Here is a 26,324-nt window from a genome sequence, read left to right on the forward strand (position 1 = left end):
CGCAGAGACGAAATCTCGCTGCGGCGGCGGCCGCCGGAGGCGAAGGCGGTGATGAGAAGCGCGCGATCGCGGAGGTCAACGAGACGGTCGCCGGCGCTAGTCGTAAGCAGTGCGGACAGGATGTCAGCGGTCACCGCCTTTTTGCTTTTTTTCGCCCGGGGGCGGGCGCTGGCACTCACGGCGAGCCTTATGGCGCTGCGCAGGCCCGGCGCCGAAAAATTTCCCTTCAGCCCGCGCCATCCGGTCAGCGTCGACCAGCTCGACAGCCGCCGGCCCACGGTGGCGGGCGCGTGCGGGCCGTCAATGCGCAGAAGCCCTTCAGCTTTCAGCGTTATCGTGACTTCGGCGGGCATGCCGTGTGCTGGATCGGTTTCGGCGGGATCCCAGAGATGATGGGCGACGAATTTTATCAAGAGCGCGTCCGGCGCGGGCCAGGGGAGCGAAACCGGTGGCGCCAAGCGACCAGGCTTCGAGATAACCGAGGTCCAACGCCAGGGCTTTTAGCGAATTCTCGCCGATGCCTTCTTTGGCGAGATGGCGCAACGTGGCGACATCGTCGTCGGTGAGGATTTCGGCCAGAAAACGTGACTGCCCCACACAGTTCCTCAACGCTGCACCTCGCTGCGGCGCTTGTTCGTGCATGACAGTGTTTACGACAGCTTCATTGCGCGACTGAAGAAGGACTATATCCAGCGCCGCCTTGGCATGGCGGGCATCAATGCAGATCGGCGGCAAGCCTTCCAGCGTCACCGCATGATAGAAACAAACCGCCAGGGGTCCTGTTTCGAACACGACTCGTTCGACGTTCGGAGCACGCTGGCGGATAGTCTCTGCTATCGGTTTCCGATCGGACAGGCATTTGCCGCGCCAGATCCGCTTGCCTCCTTCGCGCACCGAGATGAATGTATCTTTCAATGTACGTCGAGGCCGATAAACTGTTTCATGGTTGTCTCCCGTTTGATGCTGGGGCCGGCTATATGGTCGTGAGCCCGTATTTCATCCTATTCGGGGGCAGCCACCCTTCCAACGCCTCACAAACGCGCCGGTGTTTCAACCCCGCGATTACCCCATGTAACCGGAAGCGTTACGGGAGGGGTACGACGATGATAGGATCGCCGGGCTGACAGGTGAGCGCGGCCGCGCCGTTGAGGATACAGCAGCGCGTATCTTTTAAGCGGGTACATGCGCCTGCTCTGTTGTTTTCAAAATTCTCCGATTCTGGACCGATTTTCCAATCGCGCCCTACGGGCTCTGCGAAGGTCGGAAAATATTATGTATTCATGACGTATCTAAACACGTAACCGAAACATATCACAACTATTATGCGACATCATGTTGATCGTATGAAGACCTTTTTCACAACAAAAAATGCCGTGATAGTTGACTTAAAATGTTAATCCATCAATTCTGGACTCTACGGAGACTTGGCAGGACGGGATATTTTTGCGCCGGCGCCTGCCTGGCCCGTCGTCAACTACTCGCAAAATTTTTAGATTTTTCGGCGGTGTGAGGAGAGCAGAGATATGACGGACCTTGCCCAGATCAGGACGAGACTAAAACTCAGCCAACAATGCACCTTTCCGGCGTATATCAAAGAATTTGGGTTGGATTTGATTGTGAACGAAGAGGTATTTTCACCACTGGAATTCCAGAATTGGCGTTGGCTTACTGAAAATTTTCCTCCTGTCGCCGGGAAAAGCATCCTGGAGATCGGCTGCGGCTTCGGCCTTCCAGGACTGCACCTCGCCAAGCTCGGCGCACTTTCGTTGCTTGCTTGTGATGTCAACCCGAAGGCGGTGGCGAACACATTCGAAAATGCTGCAAGAAACGGTATCCAGAACGTCGAGGTGATCGAAAGCGACATTTTCAATGATATTCCCCTCAATCGAAAATTCGATTTTATATTTTGGAACTACCCGTCGGTATTTGCGCCCGACGATTACGAATATAAGGATAATCTCGAACCAGGAGCTATCGATCCGGGTTATAGATTGCTGAGCCGGTTCCTATCGCAAGGGACAGAATTCCTCACAGACTCGGGCTGCATCCTCCTAGGCTTCGCCAGCGGTGGGCGCGACGATCTTCTCTCGGAAATCATCGATGCAAACGATCTCGCCTCCGTGCTTCTCGCGTCCGGTACCGCCCCTAAGGGGAACCAAATCTACCGGATGTTCTCCATACGCAAATCTTCGGCGGGACACCCAGGTCGATCTGAAGAAGCGAATAGGCGACGAGCGCCTTCATCCTGTTAATGAGCCGCGTCTTTCAGCACGACTGCCGTTCACCGCTCATTCCTTAAGTCGCGGCCCTGCCAAGCTCGCACCGCGTCACAAGCGACGGCGCCGCTTCAACTGCATCCCCGGCGTAAGGAGCCCCGATCACATCGCCACCAGCTGGGCAACGTGCCGATGCCAGCGGCCGAAGATCTTCGACCGACATTATTGTCTGAAACCTAACAGCGGGCATGAGACAGAGCGGCCATCAAGCTATCATGCTGATGAAAAGCGTCGTTTGGCATTGGCACAGAATATGCGTGATTGGCAGTAGCCGATTTGCGTTTCAGAGACGAGTTCCCCTGAATCGTTGCCACTCAGCAAAACTCAAAACCTGACACGTGGAATCCATGATTGATGTCGATACAATAAGGAATCTCCGAGCAAAGGCTGAGCGTCATACCATAAGTGGCCGGCAATGCAGCGAATTCTGGCAGAGGGCGGGGCGATGAATAAACTATGGCTGACTTCCCTTCTCCTTGCAGGCCTGACTTCCTCCATTAGCAGCATTTTTCTAAAATGGAGCCGGACTTCATTGCCTGTGGACGCGGGACTAGCTGATAAGTTCCTCTCCATCGCCTTTATAAGCGCAATCATATTTTATGCTATAACGATAGTGTTGTATGCGAAAGCTCTGGGTTCTATGGAAGTGTCGGCCGCTTATCCGGTTATGATGGGCTCCGGATTTGCAATGCTGACTATTGCATCACATTACGTGTTTGGAGAGCCGTTCCAATTGTCAAAATGGACTGGGCTCGCTCTTGTCTTGGCCGGTATTTATTTTCTGGCACGAGAAGGTTGAAATGGGAATGCAGCTCTCTTTCATGTTCGCGTGCAGAGGCGAAGGATTTTGAAATGCCGAGTTTTTCGTGCTTGATTTAGACGTTTGGGAGGGTTGCTGGCAAGCAAGCGCCCGCGCAGACATGCCTATGGCTTTCCGCTGCGAGTGCCGCGCCCCTCAGTTTCCCTGGTGCGCTCTGGCGATGATCGGCAGTGTTCGTCTGAGCAACGCACTGCAGTTGGAAGCGATGCCGTGACTGACGGCTCGAGTTCGGAGCGCGAAAGTTGGTGGAGATGATCATGCGGCCCGTTCTCGACAGTCTTTCGCCATGGGACAACTGCGGTGACAAGGTAGACAGAACACCCTGCTGACTACAACTCGTAAGCAGCGAGATCTCATTGTTCAGTCTCTTAAAATTCCATCTTTCGAAATCCGTCGAGACCCTCTGCGCTACGCCTCCGGTGATCGATTGCGGTAACGAATTCGTTCAAGCAAATTTACATAACCTTTACGATTGCAGGTCGCCGACGATGATATGTTCGCTGTTAAGGCGCGGCTGAAAGCGCCAGCCTGACGGCTGCAGAGCACGCAACGTCGGCGACACAGTGAATGGTGAGAAGAGCGTTCATCCTGGTTGAAGGCAACACACGCGGCACTGGTTTGCAATACGTCCTCGCGGCCAAGCGCCTTTGTCTCCATCCAATAACCTTGTCGTGAACACCATACTTAAAGGAATGGAAACGAAATGCCCCCTCAAGTTTCATTTATATTCGGCGGAGTTTCTACGGAATACGATGGCTCCATCACATCTCTAACGAACGTCATCTCGTCTTACATCGAACTGCCCTATGCGGAACGCCCATTTTCTGTAAAAAACTTTTATCATATTAGCCGAAACGATGGGCTTGTTCGTACGATACCGTTCCACAGTGGGTTTACCGTCGATGAGCTGCAATCGTATATCTCTGATACCAACACTACGGCTGGAAGCGCATTGCTTATGGCCTTTGATGCTATTGCATCCCGCAGCGAATACGTCGTTAATTTGTTGCACGGACAGTTTGGCGAAGACGGAGGGGTTCAGACGATTGCGGGGCTTTCAGGAGTAAGAGGCACGTTCGGCGACCCGCATGTGGCATCTTTAACTATGAACAAGTACGCAATGGCGTCATTCGTCTCTTCGATACTACCTGCCGAAATGGTGAAAGTCCCGAAAACAACACTAATAAAACCCAGAAATGTTGCCGAGGCAATGCAGGTCGCGAAGTCAATCCAAGGACCAATTGTCGTGAAACCAAATTCACTTGGGTCGTCGCTATTCTCAAAGCTTTTTCACGATCCTGGAAGGTCTGAGGCGGAGATCGAGGCTCTAGTTCGCACGATATTTACCTATGATAGCGCCGCTTTGCTGCAAGAATTCATTCCAGGGGAGGAGTATACCTGCGGCTGCATAGTCAGTTCGTCTGATATAATACCACTTCCGGTAGTTGAGATAGAAGCAGATATGCAGTTCTGCGGTAGAGATCAGAAATATTCGAGCCGTGTAGCTAGAAAAACGGTAGTCGACTTGGAAAGCGAAATCTCGGATAGGGTGCGAACTTTGGTCAAATCGATTGCGTCGTCGATAGATATATACAATATGGCCAGGTTTGACTTTAGAGTAACTGACGATTCGCAAATTTGGTTTTTAGAATGCAATTATATTCCTGGGGTGGCTAAAGATGGCTCATTCGAGCTGATGCTTAACCGTTATGGAATGACGGTCATCGATTTGATATCATGGATCGTGTCAAACTCAACTCCATTCGTGGCGCCAGAGCATTACATAAACTACGAAAGCATTTGATGGTTTCCGTGTAAGCCAGCGATGGGCGGCAGCGCCTGTTTTGAAGAGAGGCTTGCCCATTGGATTCCTCAGCGAGGGGGCACACTGAACGAACAGGGCAGCGCCGCGACAATCTATACTTATCGTGGCGGGAGTCATCCCGATCCTCATCCACAGAGGATGCCAAGGCGCTCGCCGCCGCACCAAGGATTGTTGGCAGCATGGCTTTCGATCGAGCCGGCCCAATGGCGCTCCGCCCTATCATTTCTGGAAAAGGCGGCTATCTCAGCGAAGATGTCAGCCGAGGACTTTGCAAGCTGTCCCGCAGGTAGCGCGAGCGAATGCGCTCGTTGGACCCTGCCGAGATGTGGTCAGTTTTCCATCATTCCTCGGGGTGAGGCTATCCGGTCGCCCGTCCAGAACTGGTTCGAATATTTTGCATTCCTGCCCGTCCTTTGAAAAACGGATGCGCTCCGCTTCATCGTTCGCGCCGCGGTCCCGGACCTTCACCCGGCTGACGTGCACCGCCCCGATCCCCGTCTGGATGATCCGCTCCGGGCCGCGACCGTGCCAGACCAGCCGGTCACGTCCGTCCGGCAGCTTCAGATCCCGCATCTCGGCAAGAAACGCTTCGGCTTCTATCTCCACCGCCTGCGCAAGCAGACGCCGCGCGCCGCTGCGAAGCACATCCGTCGTAAGCGGTCAGCCGATAACGTCAGGCCTAAAGTTCCAAGGCATGAGCATTTCGATCTCGGATGCCGGCCATCCTTGAGCGATGCGGGTCAAGGTCTGCGAGAGCCAGTCGAGCGGATCGACGCTGTTCATTTTGCAGGTTTGCAGCAAGGTGGCTACCGTCGCCCAGGTTCGTCCACCGCCTTGGCTGCCGGCGAATAGACTATTCTTTCGCGTGATTGTCTGGGGCCTGATTGCACGCTCGACGATGTTGGAGTCGATTTCGATGCGACCATCCATCAGAAAGCGTTCCTGCGCCTCCCGCCGGGTGAGCGCGTAGCGGATCGCCTCGGCGGTCTTGGATTTTCCGGAGACCTTCCCCAGTTCCGCTTCCCATAGATCAAAGAGGCTCGCGACAATGGCCACGGACTTTTCCTGACGGAGCGCGGCGCGGCTTCCGGCATCCTTGCCGCGAACCTCGTCCTCGACCTTCCACAATTCGGTCATGGCGACGATCGTTACCGTCGCGGCCTGCGAGATCCCGCTGATGTGCAGGTCGTAGAATTTGCGCCGCAGGTGAGCCCAGCACCCGGCGAGCCGGATTGTTTCATTGCTGCCGGCTTTGGCCCGTGCCTTGACCAGGTTGGTATAGGCCGAGTAGCCATCCACTTGTAGGATACCGCTGAATCCGGCGAGGTGGCGCGCCACGCAATCCGCGCCTCTGCTGTCTTCAAAACGATAGGCAACCATTGGCGGACTGGTTCCACAATAGGGTCGATCATCTCGTGCGTAGGCCCATAGCCAGGCCTTCGTGGTTTTCCCCGCTCCGGGGGCAAGGGTGGGCAAGGTCGTCTCGTCGGCGAAGACCCTTTCGCCCTCCTTGACGCGCTCAAGGATGTAATCGGCGAGCATCTGCAATTCGAAGCCCAGGTGCCCCATCCACTGCGCCATCAACGACCGGCTGAGTTCAACGCCATCGCGCAGATAGATCGTCTCCTGCCGGTAAAGCGGAAGGCCGTCGGCGTATTTCGACACGGCGATATAGGCGAGCAGCCGCTCCGTCGGCAGGCCGCTTTCAACGATGTGCGCCGACGCCAGAGCCTGGACCACGCCGTCACGGCCCCGGAAAGCGTATTTGGGACGGCGCGTGACGATGACCCGGAACTTCGGCGGCACGACGTCCAGCCGCTCGGATCGATCCTCGCCGATCAGAACCTTTTCCAGCCCCTCGCAGTCGCCCGGGACTTCCGGCTCGATAACTTCCTCGATGCGTTCGAGATGAGCTGCAAAACCCTTGCGTGGACGCGCTGCGCGCTTTGGCTTGTCCCCAGCCGCGTGAGCAAGTTCGCTCCGGATCGCCGAAAGGCCGGTCTCGACCTCTTCGAAGGCAAAGGAGGCCTGCTCGTCGTCGATGGCCAGGCGTAGCCGCTCGGAACGCGTGCCATGTTGCGTGCGCTGCAAAACCTTCAGGATCGACGTGAGATTGGCAATCCGCTCGTTGGCGCTCTTCTCGATGGCTTTCAGCCGGGCGACCTCCGCCTCGGAGGCTGCGATCCGAGCTTCGGCGACTACGATCCGGGCCTCGCTTGCAGCCTGCTCGCGAGCCATGGAAAGGATCATCGCCTTCAGCGCATCAACGTCGTCGGGAAGGGCAAGACCCGGTAGAACCATGGCAAGCAACAAAGCACAAAAACAGCCGCTTTCCCAACCGTTCCAGCCGCATGATTCATCTTGCCGCAGGCCGGTTTCAGCCCGTCGATAACGGCCGCCTGACCCTGGCCGGGCGGATCTTTTTCCAGTCCAGTCCAGCCAGAAGCGCCATCAACTGGGCGTGGTCGAGACGCATGCGCGCGGCCGATATCGCAGACCAGCAGAAGCTGTGATCTTCCAGAGTCTTCGAATAAAGACAAACCCCGCTGCCGTCCCACCACACGATGCGAACCCGGTCCGCACGCTTCGAGCGGAACACGTGAAGCGCCCCCGAGAACGGGTCCAGGCCGCCATCCCTGACCAGCGCCATCAAAGATGCCGCGCCCTTGCGGAAGTCGACAGGCTGGCACGACACGTAAACCACCACACCGGAAGCGATCATGCCTTGCGAACCGCGCGGATGATTCTCGCCAGGCGATCGGGATCAACATCGCCGCCGGCGCGCACCACGGCATCGCCAATGACGATTTCCACCGTGTCGCTGCCCATTGCTTCAAAGCGCGTGAACTTCGCCGGCTTGCTCGCTCCCTCCGTCAGTGGCGCAACCATGCCCGACGAAAGCGCCTTGCGGCGCCATGCATAGAGCTGCGAGGGGTCCAGCCCCTCGGAACGCGCAACTGCCGACACATTACCCCCTGGAGAGAAGGCTTCGGCGACAAGCCGTGCCTTCTCTTCGTCCGACCGATGGCGCGGCTTGCGTCGGAACGGCACAGGCTCCGCCGTCAAAATCTCGAATGTTCGATGATGGCTCATACTGTCGCTCACCAGGATTCTCCGCATGATTCATGCTGAAAATGAGCGATCAACCGCCTGCACGCTACGTGGGGATGCCTACGCGCTTACCATCCGTCAGGGCATCATCGATTTCGTCGGGCTGACGAAGGCGAACAATGTTGATAGTCTCGTTCATGGCGTATCGCTCTCCTTGAGAGGTTCTGGCAGGCTTCAATCACCAGCCTCGATACGCCGCCCTTCCCGTCATCACCCGCCATAGCTCCTCCAAACGCCCTTGGCCGACCAGCGCTGGAAACGGTTGTAGAGGGTCTTGCGCGGTCCATAGACCGACGGAGCGTCGACCTTCACCACATGAATAATGCCGCTGATCACGCGGCGATCATCGACGCGCGGCTTGCCTCGGGTGTCGGTCGGCAGATGTGGTTCAAGCAACCCAAACTGCTCATCGCTGAGCCAGAAATATTCGCGATTCATGAATGGCCCCCTCAGAGACCCGTGAATCACAATCCTGTCGTCAGAGGAACCCCTTTTATGGATCCGGACCCTAGCGGTCGCGGTCGCCGCACGGCGCCAACGTCGCCAAGTCCACGGGCCGCCAGCTGAATGGGGCGGCAACGACCCCTTACGGCTACGGGAAGGGCGGAGACGCCAAGCCGCTCATGGCGACAGCTTGCGACCGGGCTTTGGAAATCACATGCTAGACCTGGGTCGGTCAACGGCTGACGCCAGGGCTCAAGACCCTCAGTCAGCACCAACGCTTCACGCCAAATCCCCTCCAGTGAATGTGGGACCGAAAAGCCTAGCCGAGAGAGTGCGGAACTTGACTTGAGGGAAGGGGAGCACGCGAGCTATGTTTTTGGCCAGATCAATCTGCCAGTAAAACCTTGAATCGCTGCTTCATTTCTTCCGTCACCTGACGCAACAGTCTAACAAATTGGTCTGCATGCGCAGATCGAAGCCCCTTTGCCGGTCTCCACAGGTTGACATGATAGGACACACGAACGCTCAGCTTTCGCAAGACCACGCCTCTCTCAGCATAGTGCGCGGCTGTGAACGGATTTACGATCGAAACGCCCACGCCAGCGGCTACCATTGAGCAAAGCCCCGTGGCGGTGGTGGTTTCGAGCGTAAAATGGCGCGCGACGCCTGCAGCATCGAAGACCTCGTCTATCTTGTCCCTATAAGGATCCTCTTCCGAGTAATAGACAAACGCGACCCCTTGGAAATCCTGTGGATCAATGACCGACTTTGCCGTTAGAGGATGTCCAGCAGGAAAAACGCAGAGGAGTTCGCCTGCATCAATCTTTTCGGTTGTTGCGTCGTCGTAGTCATAGCTCCCTTCAGTTAGGCCGATGTCGAACAGCTGCGTCGTCATGTCATGCCTGAGCGCCACTTCACCCAGTGAATGCACCGAAAGGTGGACTTGGGGACGAGCCTTCAAAAAACGGTGCACCACATCGGGCAAAAACGCCTCGGCGTAAGCCGGAAGGCAGGCGATTCTGATGTGGGCGGCGTTATGCCCTTTGATCGCAGTGGCCACTCGGCTGATTTCTTCCATCCCAACAAATGACCGCGCAACCACCGAATGCAGCAGTTGAGCCTGGCTTGTCGGCGTGAGGCGCTTGCCGAAGCGGTTGAATAGATCGAAGCCTATCTGCTTTTCAAGATCGCGCAACTCGCGGCTCACGGTTGGTTGCGACGTTCTCAAAGAGGCCGCCGCTGCGGTCACACTCTTATGCACCATGATGGCGTTGAAGACTTCTATCTGGCGCTGATTGAGTCGCATGTTCCCTGCTGTCATATATCGAAAATGAATTTGAAGCCTAAGACAATATATTTTCCACGCCTAGAGTTTTCTGGAATGATCCCTGTCAAGATTGGAAGGTAAGGCCCCACCCACGATGGATCGACAGGACTCGGGATGGCCGAGAATGGCAACTGCTATGATCGATGCTCCACATGGCGACACCGGCTCGAAACAGCTGGCCTATCGCAATCAAGCCCTGCACATGGAGCGCGTTTGCATCGACACAGTCGCTATGGCAGTTCCGACGCCGTTCTATTGCTACTCCTCTGACGCCATAAGAACGGCATACCTTACCCTGAGCGCCGCGCTTAAGCCTAGTGGCGTCTCAGTCTGCTTTGCGGTGAAGGCGAACGGAAACCTGTCTGTTCTCGGAGTGTTGGCAGCTTTGGGAAGCGGCATGGACATCGTATCCGGCGGCGAACTGGAACGTGCGGTATCGGCGGGTGTCCCCGCATCGAAGATCATCTTCTCTGGCGTCGGCAAGAGGCGCTCCGAGATCGCCAGTGCACTGGAAGTGGGTATCCACCAGATCAACATCGAATCTGAAGCCGAACTCGACGCTGTCATTAACGTGGCGGGGGCCCTGGGCGTGCGGGCGCCGGTTGCACTGCGGGTGAATCCAGATGTGGACGCAGGGACGCATGCCAAAATCAGCACAGGCAAGAAGCATGACAAGTTCGGAATCCCCCTCGAGGACATACCGGCTCTTTATGCCAAAGCCTTAACTGCGCCAGAGCTCGATCCAATAGGCCTTGCCGTGCATATCGGATCGCAAATTCTTGATCTTTCGCCTTATCGCGCGGCTTATTCTCGCATTGCTTACCTTGTAAGATTGCTGCGTTCGCAAGGTATGGCCGTTCGTCGCCTTGATCTGGGTGGCGGCATAGGCATCCCGTACGATCAAGGCCGCAGTCCGGACTTGGGCGAGTACGCCACGATCGTGCGCGAAACGGTTAGCGGTCTCGGTTGCGAGTTGACTGTCGAACCGGGACGTTGGTTGGTGGGGCCGGCCGGGATTCTGGTGGCCGAAGTGCTTTACATAAAAAAGACCGCTGACCGGCTTACCGCCATTGTCGACGCGGGCATGAATGACCTAATGCGCCCCGCGATGTATGGGGCCGTTCATCCAGTTTTTCCTGTGAAGCAGGCTCGGCAAGGCTTGCACACCTATCAGATTGCCGGTCCCGTTTGCGAGAGTTCGGACATCTTCGGTACCTATGAAGATTTGCCTCTGCTGCGATCCGGGGACCGTCTCGCCTTTGGGTGCGCCGGCGCATATGGCGCCTCGATGGCATCGACCTACAATGCGCGCGACCTAGCAGCTGAAGTCCTTGTCGACGGGGATCGGTTCCGGGTGATCCGGCGTAGGCAGACCACCGCAGCCTTGCTGACGCTCGAGGAAGAGACAGAGTGGCAAGGATCTTGCGTCCAATCGGCGACAGATCTCAGAAACGAATGGAAAGAGATATGAAGCATACGGATCTTCTCTCACTACCTTCTCCAGTTGAGTTGCCGCTCCAGTGGCCATTCATCAAGATGCACGGTCTGGAAAACTACTTCGTTATTCTCGACCGTCGAGACGGCAGCAAGCCTCTAGATGATGATGACATTGTGCGTATATGCAGCACTAATGTCGGCATTGGGGGCGAGCAGCTGCTGACAATTGAACGGGCGTCGGACCAGGGTCTGCGCGCCGGCGCCTATGCGGCAATGCGGATCTTCAACATCGACGGTAAGGAAGTTGGGGCATGCGGCAACGCCACGCGCTGCATGGCATATTTGCTGCTCGAGGAATCCGGCAAGGATGAGGTGCTAATGGAGTTGGCGGGGGGCGTCGTCCACTGCCGCAGGGCGGGGCCGATGGAGGTCAGCGTCACGCTCGGACCGATCAGCATGGATTGGCGCGAGATTCCTTTATCGCGGGAGGTTGATACGCTCCACCTGCCCATTGAAAGCGGCCCGCTCGCCGATGGTACCGCTCTTTATATCGGCAACCCGCATGCCGTTTTCTTTGTTGATCAACTCGATAGCGTCGACCTGGGCCGCTATGCGCCCGTGGTGCATAATGATCCTCTCTTCCCAGAGGGAGCCAACGTGGGCGCTGCTCAGGTTCTCGACGGACAGGCCCTTCGGCTCGAGGTCTGGGAACGGCAAGGAATAGTAACCAGGGCATGTGGGACCGGCGCCTGCGTTGCTGCATATGCGGCGCTTAAACGAGGCCTCGTCACCTCGAAGAACATCGTAGTCCATCTACAGGCCGGGAAGCTCGATATCGAACTTCTGGATGGCGACAGAGTCCGCATGACCGGACCAGTCGCGTTTTGCTGTCATGGTTTCCTCGAAGCGGGCAAGAAAGCCGCAGCCAAGGTCTCATAGGCCAGCATCGTATGTACAGAATGACCCGGCCAGAAAAGCGCGAGCATCAGACTGGAAGATAAGACAATGGAAATTAGCCCTTCAAACGATAGCTGCGCCTATGGGCAATCTGGCATTTTCCGAGGGCATTTGCGTTTCGACAATCCTCGTCTGGCGGACTACAGCTGGCCACTTTGTGAGATTCGCGGCAGGAAGCCTGGTCCGCGGCTATGTGTATCCGCTGGAGTTCACGTCAACGAGGTATCCAGCATCGAAGCTGCTGTTCGCTTGCAGCGGATGATCGATCCGGAGACGATCCAGGGTTCCGTCTCTATTATTCCTTTGATCAACCAGCCGGCGTTCTACAAATATACCGAACTAGTCTGTCCGATTGATGGCCGAAATATCAATTTCACTTTCCCGGGCAACAGGGATGGAACTTTTTCGGAAGCGCTGTGCGACTCAATCATGAATGAATGGTGCGTAGACTCTGATTGCTACGTCGACTTGCATGGGGGCGACCTGCGGGAGAACGTCTCCAAGTTTTCAATCTTCCAGCGTACCGACGACGTCGAGCTCGACGCGTTGGGCAGGCGGATGGCAATGTGCTTCGACGCCGAGATAGTAATGGGTCTGCCGGCTGCACATATGGAGAAGTCGGGTCGGGCTCCGACGGCTTTTGCTCGTCACAACCGGCTGGCCTTGATGTCGGAAGCAGGAGCGAATGGGCTTCTGGATGAGGGTTCGATCTCCTTCCACCTCGAAGGAGTGCTCAACATCGCCCGCACCCTAGGAATCATCGATGCGCCCCTCGCACCGTTCCTGAACGCCCGAATTCCATGTGATGAGTATCTCTGGCTTGACTGCCCCGTGGATGGCGAGTTCCACGCTGAGGCCGAGCCGGGTGATCGGGTTACCAAGGGCCAACGCCTCGGTACGATCAGCAATCTTTTCGGCGAGACGCTGGCAGAAGTCGCCGCACCGGAGACAGGTTTTCTTCTGTGGCGCATGACCCATCCGACGATTCCAAAAGGGTCGCCCTTAGGAGCGGTCGCAGTCGAGGAAACATCGGTTTACCAGTAGGACGAACACTTCAGGATCGCTTTTCGGTTGCTCTGGGGCTGCCGGGGCGACAGAACGGCCGCTCATTCGGCACGCTTGGCATAGCAACCACGCAACTGACTCGGCTTGAGAGAAACGGAAGGCCGAAGAAAAGCCGGAAGGGCCGGTCTGCAGGCATGCTCTAGAACGTGATGGGGCACTTGCTGCGCTTGACTGTCGTTAATTGGAAGCTTTGTCGATGAGAGGGTTAGGAATGAAATTCTCAGGCTTCCGCGTATTTGCCGAAGCGCTCAAAGGGAACACCGGATGGCGCCCGCTTTGGCGCAATCCGGAGCCCCAATCAGACTATGACTATGTGGTCGTCGGCGGAGGCGGGCACGGTTTAGCGACCGCTTACTATCTTGCCAAGACGTTCCGACAGTCCCGGATCGCTGTGCTGGAGAAGGGCTGGTTAGGATCGGGGAATATTGGCCGCAACACCACCATTATCCGTTCAAACTACCTACTTCCCGGCAACGAGCCATTCTACGAATTTTCGATGAAGCTCTGGGAAGGACTGGAGCAGGAACTCAACTTCAACGCGATGGTCTCTCAACGTGGGGTCATCAACCTTCTCCACTCGGATTCGCAGCGCGATTCTTTTCGGCGCCGCGCCAACGCCGTGATACTCGCCGGAGCTGACGCGCGTCTGTTGAGCCGTGAAGATTTGCGCGCGATGGTTCCCTTTCTGAATTTTGACAATGCGCGCTTTCCGATCCGTGGCGGTTTGCTGCAGCCGCGCGGGGGCACGGCGCGTCATGATGGTGTCGCGTGGGGATACGCTCGTGGCGCCGATCTGCAGGGTGTGGACCTGATTCAGAACTGCGAGGTGACAGGTTTCCGGATTGTTGGTGGCAAGATCCGCGGTGTCGAGACCTCGCGCGGCTATATCGGTGCCGGCAAGGTCGGCGTTGCAGTGGCGGGCTCTTCGGGCCGCGTCATGGCGATGGCGGGAATGCGGCTTCCAATGGAGAGCCATGTCTTGCAGGCCTACGTCTCGGAAGGCTTAAAGCCCATACTTCCTGGCGTCATCACCTTCGGGGCGGGACACTTCTACATCAGCCAGTCGGACAAGGGCGGCCTCGTCTTCGGTGGCGATATCGATGGCTATAATTCCTACGCCCAGCGGGGCAACCTGCCTGTGGTCGAGCATGCGGCCGAATGCGGGTTGGCGCTGATGCCAATGATCGGGCGTGCTCGCGTCCTGCGTATGTGGGGCGGCCTGATGGATATGTCGATGGACGGCTCACCGATCATCGACCGCACGGACGTCGAAGATCTCTTTTTCAACGGCGGCTGGTGCATTGGTGGCTTCAAGGCGACGCCCGCCAGCGGCTATGCCTTCGCCCATCTGCTTGCCACCGGATGCCCACACGAGACTGCGCGCGCTTACCGGCTCGATCGGTTCTCACGCGGGTATGTAATTGACGAAACCGGCACCGGGGCCCAGCCCAACCTGCATTGAGGTCAACCGAATGCTAATTCCCCATCCCATTCTGGGCTCGCGCGATGCGCGAGAATTCACGTATCTCGGCGATGTCAGGCTCCTGGACCGTCCCGACCCAACCAGGCCTGATGCCGAGTACTTATTCTGCGACTACGTCTTCCTGCGCGACAACCCGGCGGGCGTGCATCGCGAACTATGGTTCCATGAGCAGGGCGATCGGTCATGGCTGCTAATCACCCGCAACACAGTAACGCACGAAATCCTCGGCGCCGAACTGGCACGCGATGCCGCCCTGGCGCGCAAAAGGAGCGGTCAATGACCCGACTAGCCGGCGGGCTGGTCGACCGCTCGAAAACCCTGAACTTTACCTTCGATGGCAAGCGATACCAGGGTCATCCAGGCGACACGCTTTCCTCAGCGCTTCTGGCCAATGGAGTTCGCCTGATGGGCCGCAGCTTCAAATATCATCGTCCGCGCGGTGTGCTCTCGGCCGGCTCCGAAGAGCCGAACGCCTTGGTCGAGCTGCGCTTGGGCGCTCGTCAGGAGCCCAATACGCGCGCAACCGTTGCGGAGTTGTTTGAAGGGCTTGCGGCGCGAAGCCAGAATCGGTGGCCCTCACTCAGCTTCGATGCCTTGGCGGTCAATGATTTGCTGTCGCCATTCTTCACGGCCGGTTTCTACTACAAGACCTTCATGTGGCCGAAAGCCTTCTGGGAGAAGCTTTACGAGCCCGCAATCCGCAAGGCGGCCGGCCTCGGAAGCTTGTCCATGCAGGCTGATCCCGATGCCTACGACAAGGGCTTCTTGCATTGCGACCTCCTGATCATCGGCGGGGGCCTGGCCGGGCTTGCGGCGGCACTGACAGCGGCGCGTTCCGGTGCACGCGTGATCCTGGCGGATGAGGATTTCCGTTTGGGCGGCAGACTCTTGGCGGAGACGGAAACGCTGGACGGGGCGCCGGCTACCGATTGGATCTCCGCGTTGGAGGCTGAATTGGAGAGCCTGCCGAACGTTCGCGTGATGCGTCGCACCACCGTGTTCGGAGTCTATGATCACGGGATCTACGGTGCCGTGGAACGGGTTTCCGATCACCTTCCGGAGCCGGGGGACAGGGTCCGTCAGACGCTGTGGCGCATCACTGCCAAACGCGCCATATTGGCGGCGGGTGCCACCGAACGTCCCATCGCCTTTGCCGACAATGACCGTCCGGGGATCATGTTGGCGGGCGCAATGCGGTCCTACGCCAATCGATGGGCGGCGTGCCCATCCGGAAGGATTGCCGTCTTCACCAACAACGACGACGGCCATCGCACTGCTTGCGACCTTGCCGCCAAGGGCGTCCACGTCGCGGCCGTTATCGACGCGCGTCGCGAGGCCAGAGCCCAGGGCGATTATCGCATGATCGCCGGTGGCATGGTGACGGGTTCGCGCGGGCGGCTGGGCCTGACAGCAATTGAGGTTTCCGCGAACTGCCGCCGCGAATGGATCGACTGTGGCGCGCTGGGTGTTTCGGGCGGCTGGAACCCGAATGTGCATCTAACCTCCCATCACCGTGGTCGCCCGGTTTGGAATGAAGCGCTGCAGGCGTTCCTGCCGGGCGCTGATGGTCCTTCGGGATTGCTTCCGGCGGGTGCGGCGGCGGGCTATTTTTCGACCGCTCAGACGCTTCGCTCGGGCGCCGAGGCGGCTCTGCGCGCGCTGAACGAACTCGCAATTGCGGCAGCACCGCCGGTTTTGCCGCATTCGGAGGACTCAGTGTACGGGGTCGCGCCCATTTTCCATGTACCGGGCAAAAAGCGTGCCTGGGTCGATTTCCAGAACGACGTGACGGTGAAGGACATCAAGATCGCTCATGCCGAGAACATGCGTCCGGTAGAGCATCTGAAACGCTATACGACGCTGGGCATGGCGACGGACCAGGGCAAGACCGCAAACGTGACCGGGCTGGCCGTGATGGCGGAGCTCACCGGGAGAACGATCCCGGAAACGGGAACGACGATTTTCCGCCCGCCCTACACTCCAGTGACCATCTCGGTGCTGGGCGGAGGCGATACAGGACCGCATTTCCGCCCGCGCCGCCTTACGCCGACGCATGGTTGGGCTGCAGCCCAAGGTGCCGTTTTCGTTGAGAGCGGCCAGTGGATGCGAGCCGAGTATTTCCCCCGTCAGGGCGAAACGCATTGGCGCCAAAGTGTTGAGCGTGAGACCAAGGCAGTTCGCAGCGCTGTGGGCTTGTGCGACGTTTCGACACTCGGCAAGGTCGACGTGCAGGGCGCTGATGCCGGGGAATTTCTGAACCGGCTCTATAGCAATGTGATGGATACGCTGAAGGTCGGTCGAGTCCGCTATGGGCTGATGCTGCGCGAAGATGGCTTTGCCTATGACGACGGCACCTGCGCTAGACTGGCCGAGGACCACTACGTGGTCACCACGACAACTGCCAACGCCGGGCTGGTCTACCGCAACATGGAGTTTGCGCGGCAATGCCTCTGGCCGGAACTCGACGTGCAGATCATCTCCACGACCGACGCCTGGGCGCAGATCGCTGTCGCCGGACCAAAATCGCGCGCCCTGCTTGCCCGCATCGCGGATGGCTTCGACCTGTCGAAGGACGCCTTTCCCTTTATGGCCTGCGCGGAACTGACCCTTTGCAGTGGGTTGCGCGCCCGACTCTTCCGGATCTCCTTCTCGGGCGAACTCGCCTACGAACTCGCGGTGCCCGCCCGGTACGGCCATGCGCTGATGGAGCGGCTGATGGAAACGGGAGCCGATCTGGGAGTGACGCCCTATGGGGTTGAAGCACTATCCGTGCTGCGCGTCGAAAAGGGCCATGTGGGGGGTTCCGAGCTGAATGGCCAAAGCACGGCCGCGATGCTGGGGTTGGGAAAGATGGTGTCGCAGAAGAAGGACGCCATCGGCGCGGTCATGTCGCGACGTGAGGGACTGGCGGGTGATGTCCGTCGCATTGTGGGTCTGCAACCCGTCGAGCGCGCAGGCAAGGTTGTTGCGGGGTCACATCTGTTCACCCAGGGCGCTACCCAAAATCTCGACACCGACCAGGGCTGGATCACATCGGCCTGCTACAGCCCGCATGTCGGATCGATGATCGGGCTCGGCTTTCTGGAAAATGGCGACCAACGCATAGGCGAGGTGATCGTCGCCGCGAACCCAGTTGAAGGCGAAAGCGAACGCCTCCGGATCGTGCCGGCACACTTCGTTGATCCAGAAGGAGCACGTCTGCGTGACTAACCTCAACGCCTCAATGGCGCTCGGCGCCGCACAGCCCCGCTCAGTATCCTTTGCGGCACTGGACATCCGGGAAAACCCGGGGCTGGCGCTTGCCTCTCTTTCGCTACGCCGCGGTTCGGCAAAGCCAGTGCCCTTCGGCCTTCATCTTCCCGAGCCGGGCCACTGGGTGGCAGAGCAGGGGATGGCGGCCTTCTGGGTCGGCCTCGATCAATGGATGCTCGAAGCCAAGGGCCGTGCCGAGGAGAATTTCGCTGCCGATCTGAAAGAGGCTTCGCCCGATTGTACGATAACCGAGCAAACTGATGGCTGGATCGTGTTCGAGATTGCTTCGCGCGCCGGAAGCACGCCTGTCGAGGCATTATTGTCGAAGCTCGTCAACATAGATCTTGCGGGCTTTGGTCCCGGCCGAGCGACGCGTTCCGGCCTTGAGGAGATGAGCTGTTTCGTGATCCGTCGGAGCGAAAGTCATGTCGCTGTGATGGGCGCGCGCTCGTTTGCCGGATCGCTGTGGCACGCGCTCGAAACGGCGGCCCAGCGCTTGGATGAGAACGTAGTCTGACTACACTTACGAAACGGGTTCGCGGTCCAGCAGCGCTTGACAGCGGCTCGTCATTTGACCCGGCTCACGGCAGACCGCCGTGTCAAGCTCGGCCCCGCTGCGGTTCTGGAGTTCCTACGTCGAAGTCGTTGCTGCGTCAGCCGGTGTCGACGGCGGCCCATTTCCTAATCCCACAAGCGCGAACGAAGAGGTCACTCTCTGGCTTCGCACCAGCATTCGGAATGCCGGCGCTCGTCGCGAGTTGACGTGTATGCGCTGTGCGGCCGCTTGAGATGCGACTGCTAAACTTCCTTATGCGACTGGTCCCGTACATATCCAGATTGGATAAAGGCACGTTGAATTTCTATTTTCCAAACTATGGGGTGTGTGGAATGCTTTCTCAACAGAAGGGAACCCCTGACGAACTCAAATGTCGGAAAATCCAGGTATGGGGATGCCCATTACGACGATGCAGGCAACGCCAATGGCTCAGTTGCCGGCGAGGCCTATAGGTCGCACGCGATTGCAGCCTAACCTGCGAAAGTTTCGATCTCAGTACCGATGGCGCAAAGCGCCGCTGGCATCCGTTTCTTGTTGCGGCCCAAGCTGGGGTAGCTCGATCGGAAAACGTCAAGGATCTTTATTGGAAACGTGTGGATGAAAGCCGGGTTCGGGATGAAAGAGCTTGAGTGGTAAAGGATCGCCCCTCCGCTCTGCGACAGATCTCAGACACGAATGGAAAGAGATATGAAGCACACAGAGTTTCTGTCGCTACCTTCGCCGATCGAGCTGCCGCTGCAGTGGCCATTCATCAAGATGCACGGTCTGGAGAACTACTTTGTTATTTTCGACCGGCGCGACGGCAACAAAGCCCTGGATGCCGACGATATAGTGCGCATCTGCAGCACGAACATCGGCATTGGGGGCGAGCAGCTTCTGACCATTGAACCGGCCTCGGAGGAGGGGCTGCGCGATGGCGCCTACGCGGCAATGAGGATTTTCAACATCGACGGCAAGGAAGTGGGGGCTTGCGGCAATGCCACGCGCTGCATGGCATATCTGCTGCTTGAGGAATCCGGCAAGGATGAGCTTGTCATGGAGTTGGCAGGGGGCGTCGTCCTCTGCCGCCGGGCAGGGCCGATGGAGGTCAGCGTCACCCTCGGACCGATCAGCATGGATTGGCGAAAGATCCCACTATCGCGAGAGGTTGATACGCTCCACCTGCCAATCCAAAGCGGCCCGCTCACAAATGGTGTCGCCCTGTACATCGGCAACCCGCATGCGGTCTTCTTTGTTGAGCAACTCGATAGCGTCGACATGAGCCGCTATGCGCCGGCGGTGCAGAATGATCCTCTTTTTGCAGAGGGTACCAACGTGGGCGCGGCTGAGATTATCGACAGCCAAACGATTCGGCTCAAGGTCTGGGAACGACCGGGCGTGCTCACCAAGGCCTGTGGAACCGGCGCCTGCGTTGCCTCTTATGCGGCGCTTGAGCGAGGTCTCATAACCTCCAAGAAAATCGCCGTGCATCTTCCCGGCGGGAAGCTCGATGTCGAACTTCTGGATAGCGACAGAGTTCAATTGACTGGGCCGGTCGCGTTTTGCTGTCACGGCTTCATAGAAGGAGGCAAGTAGCGACGTCCAAATTCGCCGCAGGTCATGGCTCAGACATGCGAGCCGATAGAAAGCGATGAGAGCCATATCACAAAAACAGGGGAATGAGATTATGAGCGCAACAACCAGGTATTTTAGATTCAATGCCGCGCTGCTATTGGCCGCGTTGCCGTTCGCGGCGCAAGCGCAGGACACCATCCCGGATAACCTTAAGGGTAGCGGGGAAGTCGTTATAGAATCGAGCGGAGGGACCTTAGAAGCGGCTGAAAAGAAAGCATTTTTTGATCCATTCACGCGCGATACAGGCATTAACGTTGTGCTGGTTGCGGAGGATCACGCAAAGCTGTTGGCTTCGGTGCAGCTCGGCCAGCCTGCAAACGACATTGCCGACCTGGCCGGCGGTCAGCTTGCGAGTTGGATAGCCAAAAACGGAGCTGAGAAGATAGACTACAGCTACTTCGCCAAAGAGACCCTTGCCAGCATACCAGAGCCGCTCAGAAATGAATTCGGCATCGGCAATTTTACGTATTCGGCCGTTATCGGCTACAACACAAAGAAGTTTCCGGAGGACGGGAAGCACCCAAAGAACTGGCTCGACTTCTATAACGTCAAGGAGTTTCCGGGAAAGCGGGCACTGTCGAAGTGCGAAAAGATGGTTGAGGGCGGCCTACTCGAAGGGGCGCTGATGGGCGACGGTGTATCAGTTGACCAGGTTTATCCGATAGACATGGATCGGGCCTTTGCCAAGATCAAGTCGCTTATGCCGGATGTGGGTCGATGGCTGGTTGCTGGCGCCGATGGCCCCCAAAGCCTTATAGACGGCGAGGCCGACATGGCATCAAGTTACAATGGCCGAATGGCGGCTGCAAAGGAACAAGGGGCACCGGTAGCGTTTTCGTGGGAGCAGTCATTGCTTCAATATGACTACTGGGTGGTCATGAAAGGCTCGCCCAACAAGGAAAACGCATTCAAGTTCCTGGCCTATATTTCCCGCCCAGGACCGCAGGCGGTCTTTGCCGAGGCAATCCAATACGGCCCTGTTAACCAAGATGCGTTCAAGCTCCTTCCCAAGCAGTTGGCCGAAAATCTGCCCGGCGCGCCGGATATTGTTAAGAAGCAGATTTTCCAAGACTATCCATGGTGGGGCAAAACTGGCTCCGATGGTCGCACCAACTACGAGGTTGCTATGGAACGCTGCGTCGCACTGCTGTCACAGTAGTAATTTGCCCCTGCAGGCATTCGTTCGTCTGCGGGGGCGATTAGCCAGAGATATGGCTTCGGGCCGTATAAGCGAGCGCTTAACTAAGAAAGTAAGAGGAACATGGAAGTTTTCGCACTCAGCAATAGCTGCGAATACGGACAACCCGGCATTTTTCGCGGTCATCTAAGTTTCGACAGCCCGCGGCTAGCCGGTTACAAATGGGAGATCTGTGAGATCCGGGGGAAAAAGCCTGGCCCGCGGCTCTGTATCTGCGCCGGTGTTCACCCCAACGAGGTATCCGCAATAGAAGCCGCCGTTCGACTTCAACGATTGTTCGACCCAGAAGTTATGGAAGGCAGCGTTTCCATCATTCCTCTTATCAATCAACCCGGGCTTTTTCAGTATCCGCAATACGTTTGTCCGCTTGACGGCAAGAATATTGAGCACACGTTTCCTGGCAAAAAGGACGGAACGTTCTCCGAAGCACTTTGTGACGCGATCATGAACGAATGGTCCATCGGTGCGGATTGCCTTATCGACATGCACGGCGGGGACTTGCGAGAGAACGTCTCGAAGTTCGTCATGTACCAGGACACAGGCGACCCCCAACTCAACGCCCGAGGGCGACAGATGGCGAGGTGTTTTAACGCCGAGTTTGTTCTAGCGCTTCCGAGGCGCTTTATGGAAAAAGCGGGAACATATTCTCCTTCGGCTTTCGCCACACATGATAGAATCGCCGTGCTTCCGGAGGCTGGAGCGAACGGTCTCCTAACCGAAGATACGATTTCCTTCTTCGTGGAAGGAGTCTTGAACGTTGCCCGCACGCTCGGCATCATCAGCACACCTGCAACAGAGATCCGCAACGCTCGGGTGCATTGTGATGATTACCTCTGGGTCTATTGCCCGGCGGGCGGGGACTTCCACTCTGAGGTCGAGCCCGGTGACTCGGTGACCAAAGGCCAGCGTCTAGGCACAATCAGTAACCTCTTTGGGGAGACGCTCGCCGAGCTTAACGCTCCGGACGCAGGCTTCCTTCTTTGGCGTATTACGCATCCGTCAATCAAAGAGGGTTCTTTTGCGGGAGCAATTGGGATCGAGGAAAATCGATCGCGATGACCCATGCTGAGAACTTCGGGCTCGCCTGGGCGGACCGTGCCGGCGTCGCAGCGGAGGCCCAATGGATTGCAGAATGAGGCGCTCCTTCCCATCGACGGATTGCCTACATCTCTGCAATTTATGCGTTGTAGAGATACGCAATCCACTCCGGAACGCTTGGGCCTTTTGCAACGAACTGTCGCTAGATCGACTGCCACTTTGCTGAAAGCATAAGTCGGGCGACCGTCTCGTGAAGTGCAAGCGTCTCGGCACGAACTGCAATCGGATTGCCAGACGATGGTGGAACTCAAAAAGAGACAGGGCAGTCTGCTTCCTTCGGCGCATGACGAATCGAAGAGGGTATCGCGCCGCCGCCTTCCAGAAACATCCATGAGCGCCTTAGGAATGCCACCAGGAGCGACGTTTGTATGAGTGTAATGTTGGCGACAAGTATGACCGCTGGCTCTGCGGGATCACCCGCAGACAAGGGGCTAAACTACATGAACATTCTCCTGGCAAAGCGCTGGATTCGCGGCATCATCGTCGCCGGCCCGCTGGTTCTGCTTTTGCTCGGTTTCCTCGTCATTCCGCTGTCGTTCATCCTGTGGGGTAGCGTCGAGGGTACCAAACTGAACTTTGCGCACTATGCGCGCATAATCTCCAACGAGACCAACCTAAGGATCCTGCTTCATACCTTGAAGATTGGGCTGATCGTAACAGTCGTCTCACTGGTCGCTGGTTACCCGGTTGCGTATCTATTGACAAGGATCAGGCCGCGCACACTATCGATTGTGACCGTGTTCATCCTCGTCCCGCTGTTCACCGCCTTTCTTATCAGGACTTACGCCTGGATCATAATCCTCGGACGCGAGGGGATTATCAACAACACGCTGGTCCGACTTGGCATCGTCAGCGAGCCGCTTCCGCTTCTCAACACCACATTCGCCGTGGTGATCGGCATGACACATGTGTTTATCCCGATGGCAATCTTCACGATGTTTTCGTCGATGGTGCGAATCGATCACGATTTCGCTCGTGCAGCGCAAATTCTTGGCGCGAAACCGATCCAGGCATTCCTGCGTGTGTATTTTCCAATGTCGCTCCCGGGCGTCTTCTCCGCCGGCATCCTGATCTTCATCGTTGCGATCGGTTTCTACATCACGCCCGCCCTTCTCGGTGGCCCCAGCGACACGATGATATCACAGCTGATAGTCACGCAGATGACGACGCTTCTGAATTTCGAACTCAGCTATGCGTCGTCCATGGTGCTCCTGCTAGTGACAATTGCTACGCTCTTCCTCGCAAGCCTCTTCATTCCTCTGGAAATGATATGGTCTCCCTCGATAGCCGACCTGTCGAACCGGCCGCCCGGAGTGAGATCCCGCGCCTTGAAGTGGGCGAAACGGGTTTTGGACCCGCTTCTGGTTGCTATCGAAACTCTGATTCATGTGATGACAAAGCCATTGCTGACCCGCAAATCGCGGTGGCTTTGGGCCTATACGATCGTCGTCCTCGTGTTTCTGACGGCGCCCTTGATCGTCGTTGTCGTCCTTTCATTCAGTTCGTCTTCCTTCGTTGTTTTTCCTCCTCCGGGCTTTTCACTGCGCTGGTGGGAATCGTTGGCGAACGCCACTGACTGGCAGGCATCCTTCCTATTCTCGACCAAGCTCGGCCTCACCTCTGCGCTCCTTGCAACGATCATCGGCACCATGGGCGCATTCTGGCTGGTTCGCACGACGCTGCCGATCAAGAGGGCTCTCTTTCTATTCTCGCTGTCGCCTCTCATGGTGCCGGTCGTCATCGTAGCGACATCCCTCTACGTCTTCGAGGCCCGCATCCACGTGCTCGGCAGCTTCCTGGGATTGGTGCTGGGTCATGTTCTTTTGTCCGTGCCTTATGTCATCGTCGTCATGGCAGCTGCGTTGCGTGGTTTTGACGAGATGCTCGAGAGGGCTGCTGCGGTGCACGGCGCACGTCCCACGCAAGTGCTTCGCCTCGTGACATTGCCGATCCTTAAGCCGGCGCTCGTTACCGCAGGCCTCCTCGCCTTCCTGACCTCGTTCGACGAACTGCTCGTCAGTATCTTCCTGCTTGGTCGACAGACGCCGACACTGCCGATGAAGTTCTGGGGTGATATCAAGTTCCAGGTTAACCCGCTCCTGAGCACGGCCTCGACCTTCATCGTCGCACTCGTAATCGTATCGATCCTGACGGTTCAGTGGATCAGGGTACGGCATGAGAACCGCATCTCAACCAGTGCCAGCAAATGAACGACGGGAGGCAATGATGTCCACCAGCCTTGAGATGAAGAAAATCCAGAAGTGGTATGGCTCCCTCCACGTTGTGCGCGACTTCGATCTCTACGTCGAACCGGGCGAATTCCTGACCTTTCTTGGTCCGTCCGGGTCCGGCAAGACCACCGCGCTCAAAATGATCGCCGGCTTCGAGTCGCCGAGTGGTGGCGACATGTTGCTCGGGTCCCGCTCAATCGTGGACGTGCCCCCTTACGAGCGCGGCATAGGCATGGTGTTCCAGAACTATGCGTTATTTCCGCATATGACCGTTGCGGAGAACGTCGCCTTTCCCTTAAAGGTTCGCAAAGTCGGGCGCGCCGAGACGGAGGAAAAAGTCTTGCGCGCCCTGCAACTGGTCAAGATGGTCGAGTACCGCGATCGCTACCCAAATCAGCTTTCTGGTGGACAGCAGCAGCGCATTGCCCTTGCACGCGCAGTCGTCTTCAATCCGAGTATCCTGCTGATGGACGAACCCTTGGGTGCTCTCGACCGCAATCTTCGTGAACATATGAAAATCGAAATTATGCGCATCCAGGATGAACTGAATATGACGGTCGTCTTCGTTACCCACGATCAGGACGAAGCGCTTACCATGTCAGACCGGGTTGCAGTCATCAATGAAGGCAGGCTTGTTCAGGTCGCCGACAGCAGGAGCCTCTACTACAGTCCGCAGGACCGTTTCGTCGCGTCGTTCGTCGGTGAGTCCAACCTTCTCTCGTGCCGTGTCGATCGTATCGAAAATGGCTCGGGCAAAGTGACCATTGGCAAGGCTACGGGCGTCGCTCGCCTATCTGGGCAATTGCGAGGTGGTGATGCGGGTTGGCTGTTTGTACGGCCCGAGCATGTTGATATCAGCCCTCGCGGGGTGATCGCTCACGCCGAGAATGTCCTCAATGGGGTCGTCGAGCATGCACTGTTTCTGGGTGAAATGACGCGCTATGCGGTTCGCTGCGAAAATGAAACCGTCACGGTCAAGCAGCAGAACCGGGGGCAGACCCAGCTTGTCGGGGGAACCTCGGTCACCATTTCGTGGGATGCGGAAAACTGCATTGTGTTGAACTAAGTGACGGCGGATCTGTGCGGTGGCATGGCCATGGCTTGGTCATTTATTGACTAATGTGCGCGCGAAGCAGAGATTCGACGCTGAAGCAAAGTGCGAGGCGACCGCATCTGCTCAATCGGCAAGCGCATTCTGCCGGAGGGCGGGACTGTGATTGCGCCTGGCAAAATTCGTTGTGAGTGGTCAGGGCCACTAGGCCCAATCCATATATCGGAAATGAATTGACCGAGATGGATATTGTATTTTCAAGGGTCAATGGATTCTGGAATGATCCAGGCGAGATTAGATGATCGCAACTGCCTTTTGAGACGGAACGCATGTTCATCACTGGGATGGCATGGACGCTGTCTCGCGATGGTTGCCAGCATTGAAGGGTTCTTGAGGCGGCTACCCCCGCGCGGCATTTGCAAAAATCGAGAGGTTAAGAGCCTAGTGGGCGCGAAAATGAGATTCTGATTGGGACCAGTTGCGAAGGCAAATCCCGTGGCGATTGCCGTCGCCACAAACGCAGTGTTCTCGCGGAAGGGGGAGCCGACGCCATTCATTACTCTACCCCATGCAGCTGGT

Annotated in this window: 20 protein-coding genes and 4 pseudogenes; 16 read left to right on the plus strand and 8 right to left on the minus strand. The window is 57.3% G+C overall.

From position 1 onward, the window contains the following. Positions 1-642, minus strand: a pseudogene (locus X733_RS01000000166695) (integrase); the annotation flags it as partial. On the opposite strand from X733_RS01000000166695, the pseudogene X733_RS1000000171025 reads away from it, so the two are divergent. Continuing rightward, positions 607-687 (plus strand): annotated as a pseudogene (locus X733_RS1000000171025) (aldehyde dehydrogenase family protein); the annotation flags it as partial. The pseudogenes X733_RS01000000166695 and X733_RS1000000171025 sit on opposite strands and share 36 nt — an antisense overlap. On the opposite strand, the pseudogene X733_RS1000000168740 reads toward X733_RS1000000171025, so the two are convergent. Next, positions 658-944 (minus strand): annotated as a pseudogene (locus tag X733_RS1000000168740) (IS110 family transposase); the annotation flags it as partial. The pseudogenes X733_RS1000000171025 and X733_RS1000000168740 overlap by 30 nt on opposite strands. A 579-nt stretch (positions 945-1,523) precedes the next feature. Between X733_RS1000000168740 and X733_RS138885 the strand changes: the two are divergent. The 3 genes from X733_RS138885 to X733_RS138880 all read left to right on the plus strand — a co-directional run bounded on the left by X733_RS138885 (position 1,524) and on the right by X733_RS138880 (position 4,900). After that, positions 1,524-2,252 carry a methyltransferase gene (locus tag X733_RS138885; RefSeq protein WP_023820028.1) on the plus strand — a complete coding sequence of 243 codons (729 nt, stop codon included), beginning with the start codon at positions 1,524-1,526 and terminating at the stop codon, positions 2,250-2,252. Positions 2,253-2,691: 439 nt separating this feature from the next. After that, complete coding sequence (locus X733_RS0135815; RefSeq protein WP_245274525.1) at positions 2,692-3,075, plus strand: SMR family transporter; 384 nt, start codon at positions 2,692-2,694, stop codon at positions 3,073-3,075. Positions 3,076-3,799: 724 nt separating this feature from the next. Continuing rightward, on the plus strand, positions 3,800-4,900 hold the full coding sequence (locus tag X733_RS138880; protein ID WP_081740756.1) for an ATP-grasp domain-containing protein: 1,101 nt from the start codon (positions 3,800-3,802) through the stop codon (positions 4,898-4,900). 276 nt (positions 4,901-5,176) lie between these two features. Here the strand turns inward: X733_RS138880 and X733_RS1000000171030 are convergent, their stop codons facing one another. From X733_RS1000000171030 to X733_RS138850, 6 genes and pseudogenes are all read right to left on the minus strand, one after another. Beyond that, positions 5,177-5,527 (minus strand): hypothetical protein, encoded by a 351-nt coding sequence (locus X733_RS1000000171030; RefSeq protein ID WP_031194087.1) that lies wholly within the window; start codon positions 5,525-5,527, stop codon positions 5,177-5,179. A gap of 54 nt (positions 5,528-5,581) precedes the next feature. Beyond that, a complete protein-coding gene (locus X733_RS138870) occupies positions 5,582-7,222 on the minus strand; it encodes an IS66 family transposase (protein WP_023820032.1) in 1,641 nt (546 codons plus the stop codon). 76 nt (positions 7,223-7,298) lie between these two features. Next, positions 7,299-7,643, minus strand: coding sequence for an IS66 family insertion sequence element accessory protein TnpB (tnpB, locus tag X733_RS138865; protein WP_023693549.1), 345 nt, complete (start codon positions 7,641-7,643; stop codon positions 7,299-7,301). Next, positions 7,640-8,026, minus strand: coding sequence for a transposase (locus X733_RS138860; protein ID WP_031194089.1), 387 nt, complete (start codon positions 8,024-8,026; stop codon positions 7,640-7,642). Before X733_RS138860 ends, tnpB begins: the two co-directional genes overlap by 4 nt. A gap of 234 nt (positions 8,027-8,260) precedes the next feature. After that, positions 8,261-8,470, minus strand: a pseudogene (locus X733_RS138855) (transposase); the annotation flags it as partial. Between the two features lie 391 nt (positions 8,471-8,861). Then, positions 8,862-9,782 carry a LysR family transcriptional regulator gene (locus X733_RS138850; protein WP_031194092.1) on the minus strand — a complete coding sequence of 307 codons (921 nt, stop codon included), beginning with the start codon at positions 9,780-9,782 and terminating at the stop codon, positions 8,862-8,864. A 145-nt stretch (positions 9,783-9,927) separates the two neighbouring features. On the opposite strand from X733_RS138850, the gene lysA reads away from it, so the two are divergent. The 12 genes from lysA to X733_RS138805 all read left to right on the plus strand — a co-directional run bounded on the left by lysA (position 9,928) and on the right by X733_RS138805 (position 25,760). Continuing rightward, entirely contained in the window at positions 9,928-11,274 is a 1,347-nt protein-coding gene (lysA, locus tag X733_RS138845; protein ID WP_081740761.1) for a diaminopimelate decarboxylase, read from the plus strand. After that, a complete protein-coding gene (dapF, locus tag X733_RS138840; RefSeq protein ID WP_023820037.1) occupies positions 11,271-12,179 on the plus strand; it encodes a diaminopimelate epimerase in 909 nt (302 codons plus the stop codon). Before lysA ends, dapF (X733_RS138840) begins: the two co-directional genes overlap by 4 nt. A gap of 66 nt (positions 12,180-12,245) precedes the next feature. Further along, complete coding sequence (locus X733_RS0135820; RefSeq protein ID WP_031194095.1) at positions 12,246-13,241, plus strand: succinylglutamate desuccinylase/aspartoacylase family protein; 996 nt, start codon at positions 12,246-12,248, stop codon at positions 13,239-13,241. A 232-nt stretch (positions 13,242-13,473) separates the two neighbouring features. Next, positions 13,474-14,724: a sarcosine oxidase subunit beta family protein gene (locus tag X733_RS138835; protein WP_023820039.1), complete on the plus strand. Its 1,251-nt coding sequence runs from the start codon at positions 13,474-13,476 to the stop codon at positions 14,722-14,724. 10 nt (positions 14,725-14,734) lie between these two features. Next, complete coding sequence (locus X733_RS138830) at positions 14,735-15,025, plus strand: sarcosine oxidase subunit delta (protein ID WP_023820040.1); 291 nt, start codon at positions 14,735-14,737, stop codon at positions 15,023-15,025. Then, positions 15,022-17,955, plus strand: a complete 2,934-nt coding sequence (locus X733_RS138825; RefSeq protein WP_023820041.1) for a sarcosine oxidase subunit alpha family protein — start codon at positions 15,022-15,024, stop codon at positions 17,953-17,955. Before X733_RS138830 ends, X733_RS138825 begins: the two co-directional genes overlap by 4 nt. Further along, complete coding sequence (locus X733_RS0135825) at positions 17,948-18,514, plus strand: sarcosine oxidase subunit gamma (protein ID WP_031194097.1); 567 nt, start codon at positions 17,948-17,950, stop codon at positions 18,512-18,514. Before X733_RS138825 ends, X733_RS0135825 begins: the two co-directional genes overlap by 8 nt. A gap of 726 nt (positions 18,515-19,240) precedes the next feature. Further along, positions 19,241-20,128: a diaminopimelate epimerase gene (gene dapF, locus X733_RS138820; protein ID WP_023820043.1), complete on the plus strand. Its 888-nt coding sequence runs from the start codon at positions 19,241-19,243 to the stop codon at positions 20,126-20,128. Between the two features lie 91 nt (positions 20,129-20,219). Beyond that, on the plus strand, positions 20,220-21,326 hold the full coding sequence (locus X733_RS138815) for an ABC transporter substrate-binding protein (RefSeq protein WP_031194099.1): 1,107 nt from the start codon (positions 20,220-20,222) through the stop codon (positions 21,324-21,326). A gap of 102 nt (positions 21,327-21,428) precedes the next feature. Continuing rightward, a complete protein-coding gene (locus tag X733_RS0135830) occupies positions 21,429-22,424 on the plus strand; it encodes a succinylglutamate desuccinylase/aspartoacylase family protein (RefSeq protein ID WP_031194100.1) in 996 nt (331 codons plus the stop codon). A gap of 479 nt (positions 22,425-22,903) precedes the next feature. Further along, positions 22,904-24,673: an ABC transporter permease subunit gene (locus X733_RS138810; RefSeq protein WP_023820046.1), complete on the plus strand. Its 1,770-nt coding sequence runs from the start codon at positions 22,904-22,906 to the stop codon at positions 24,671-24,673. A 16-nt stretch (positions 24,674-24,689) separates the two neighbouring features. Then, positions 24,690-25,760, plus strand: a complete 1,071-nt coding sequence (locus X733_RS138805; RefSeq protein WP_031194102.1) for an ABC transporter ATP-binding protein — start codon at positions 24,690-24,692, stop codon at positions 25,758-25,760. Positions 25,761-26,324 lie beyond the last annotated feature (564 nt).

Source organism: Mesorhizobium sp. L2C066B000 (genome assembly GCF_000502335.1).
In the GTDB taxonomy this organism is placed as follows: Bacteria; Pseudomonadota; Alphaproteobacteria; order Rhizobiales; family Rhizobiaceae; genus Mesorhizobium.

Coding starts and splice junctions, on each gene's coding strand:
- X733_RS138885 (WP_023820028.1), top strand. CDS start 1,524: ATGACGGACCTTGCCCAGATCAGGACGAGACTAAAACTCAGCCAACAA.
- X733_RS0135815 (WP_245274525.1), top strand. CDS start 2,692: ATGCAGCGAATTCTGGCAGAGGGCGGGGCGATGAATAAACTATGGCTG.
- X733_RS138880 (WP_081740756.1), top strand. CDS start 3,800: ATGCCCCCTCAAGTTTCATTTATATTCGGCGGAGTTTCTACGGAATAC.
- X733_RS138870 (WP_023820032.1), bottom strand. CDS start 7,222: ATGGTTCTACCGGGTCTTGCCCTTCCCGACGACGTTGATGCGCTGAAG.
- tnpB (WP_023693549.1), bottom strand. CDS start 7,643: ATGATCGCTTCCGGTGTGGTGGTTTACGTGTCGTGCCAGCCTGTCGAC.
- X733_RS138850 (WP_031194092.1), bottom strand. CDS start 9,782: ATGCGACTCAATCAGCGCCAGATAGAAGTCTTCAACGCCATCATGGTG.
- lysA (WP_081740761.1), top strand. CDS start 9,928: ATGGCAACTGCTATGATCGATGCTCCACATGGCGACACCGGCTCGAAA.
- dapF (WP_023820037.1), top strand. CDS start 11,271: ATGAAGCATACGGATCTTCTCTCACTACCTTCTCCAGTTGAGTTGCCG.
- X733_RS0135820 (WP_031194095.1), top strand. CDS start 12,246: ATGGAAATTAGCCCTTCAAACGATAGCTGCGCCTATGGGCAATCTGGC.
- X733_RS138835 (WP_023820039.1), top strand. CDS start 13,474: ATGAAATTCTCAGGCTTCCGCGTATTTGCCGAAGCGCTCAAAGGGAAC.
- X733_RS138830 (WP_023820040.1), top strand. CDS start 14,735: ATGCTAATTCCCCATCCCATTCTGGGCTCGCGCGATGCGCGAGAATTC.
- X733_RS138825 (WP_023820041.1), top strand. CDS start 15,022: ATGACCCGACTAGCCGGCGGGCTGGTCGACCGCTCGAAAACCCTGAAC.
- dapF (WP_023820043.1), top strand. CDS start 19,241: ATGAAGCACACAGAGTTTCTGTCGCTACCTTCGCCGATCGAGCTGCCG.
- X733_RS138815 (WP_031194099.1), top strand. CDS start 20,220: ATGAGCGCAACAACCAGGTATTTTAGATTCAATGCCGCGCTGCTATTG.
- X733_RS0135830 (WP_031194100.1), top strand. CDS start 21,429: ATGGAAGTTTTCGCACTCAGCAATAGCTGCGAATACGGACAACCCGGC.
- X733_RS138810 (WP_023820046.1), top strand. CDS start 22,904: ATGAACATTCTCCTGGCAAAGCGCTGGATTCGCGGCATCATCGTCGCC.
- X733_RS138805 (WP_031194102.1), top strand. CDS start 24,690: ATGTCCACCAGCCTTGAGATGAAGAAAATCCAGAAGTGGTATGGCTCC.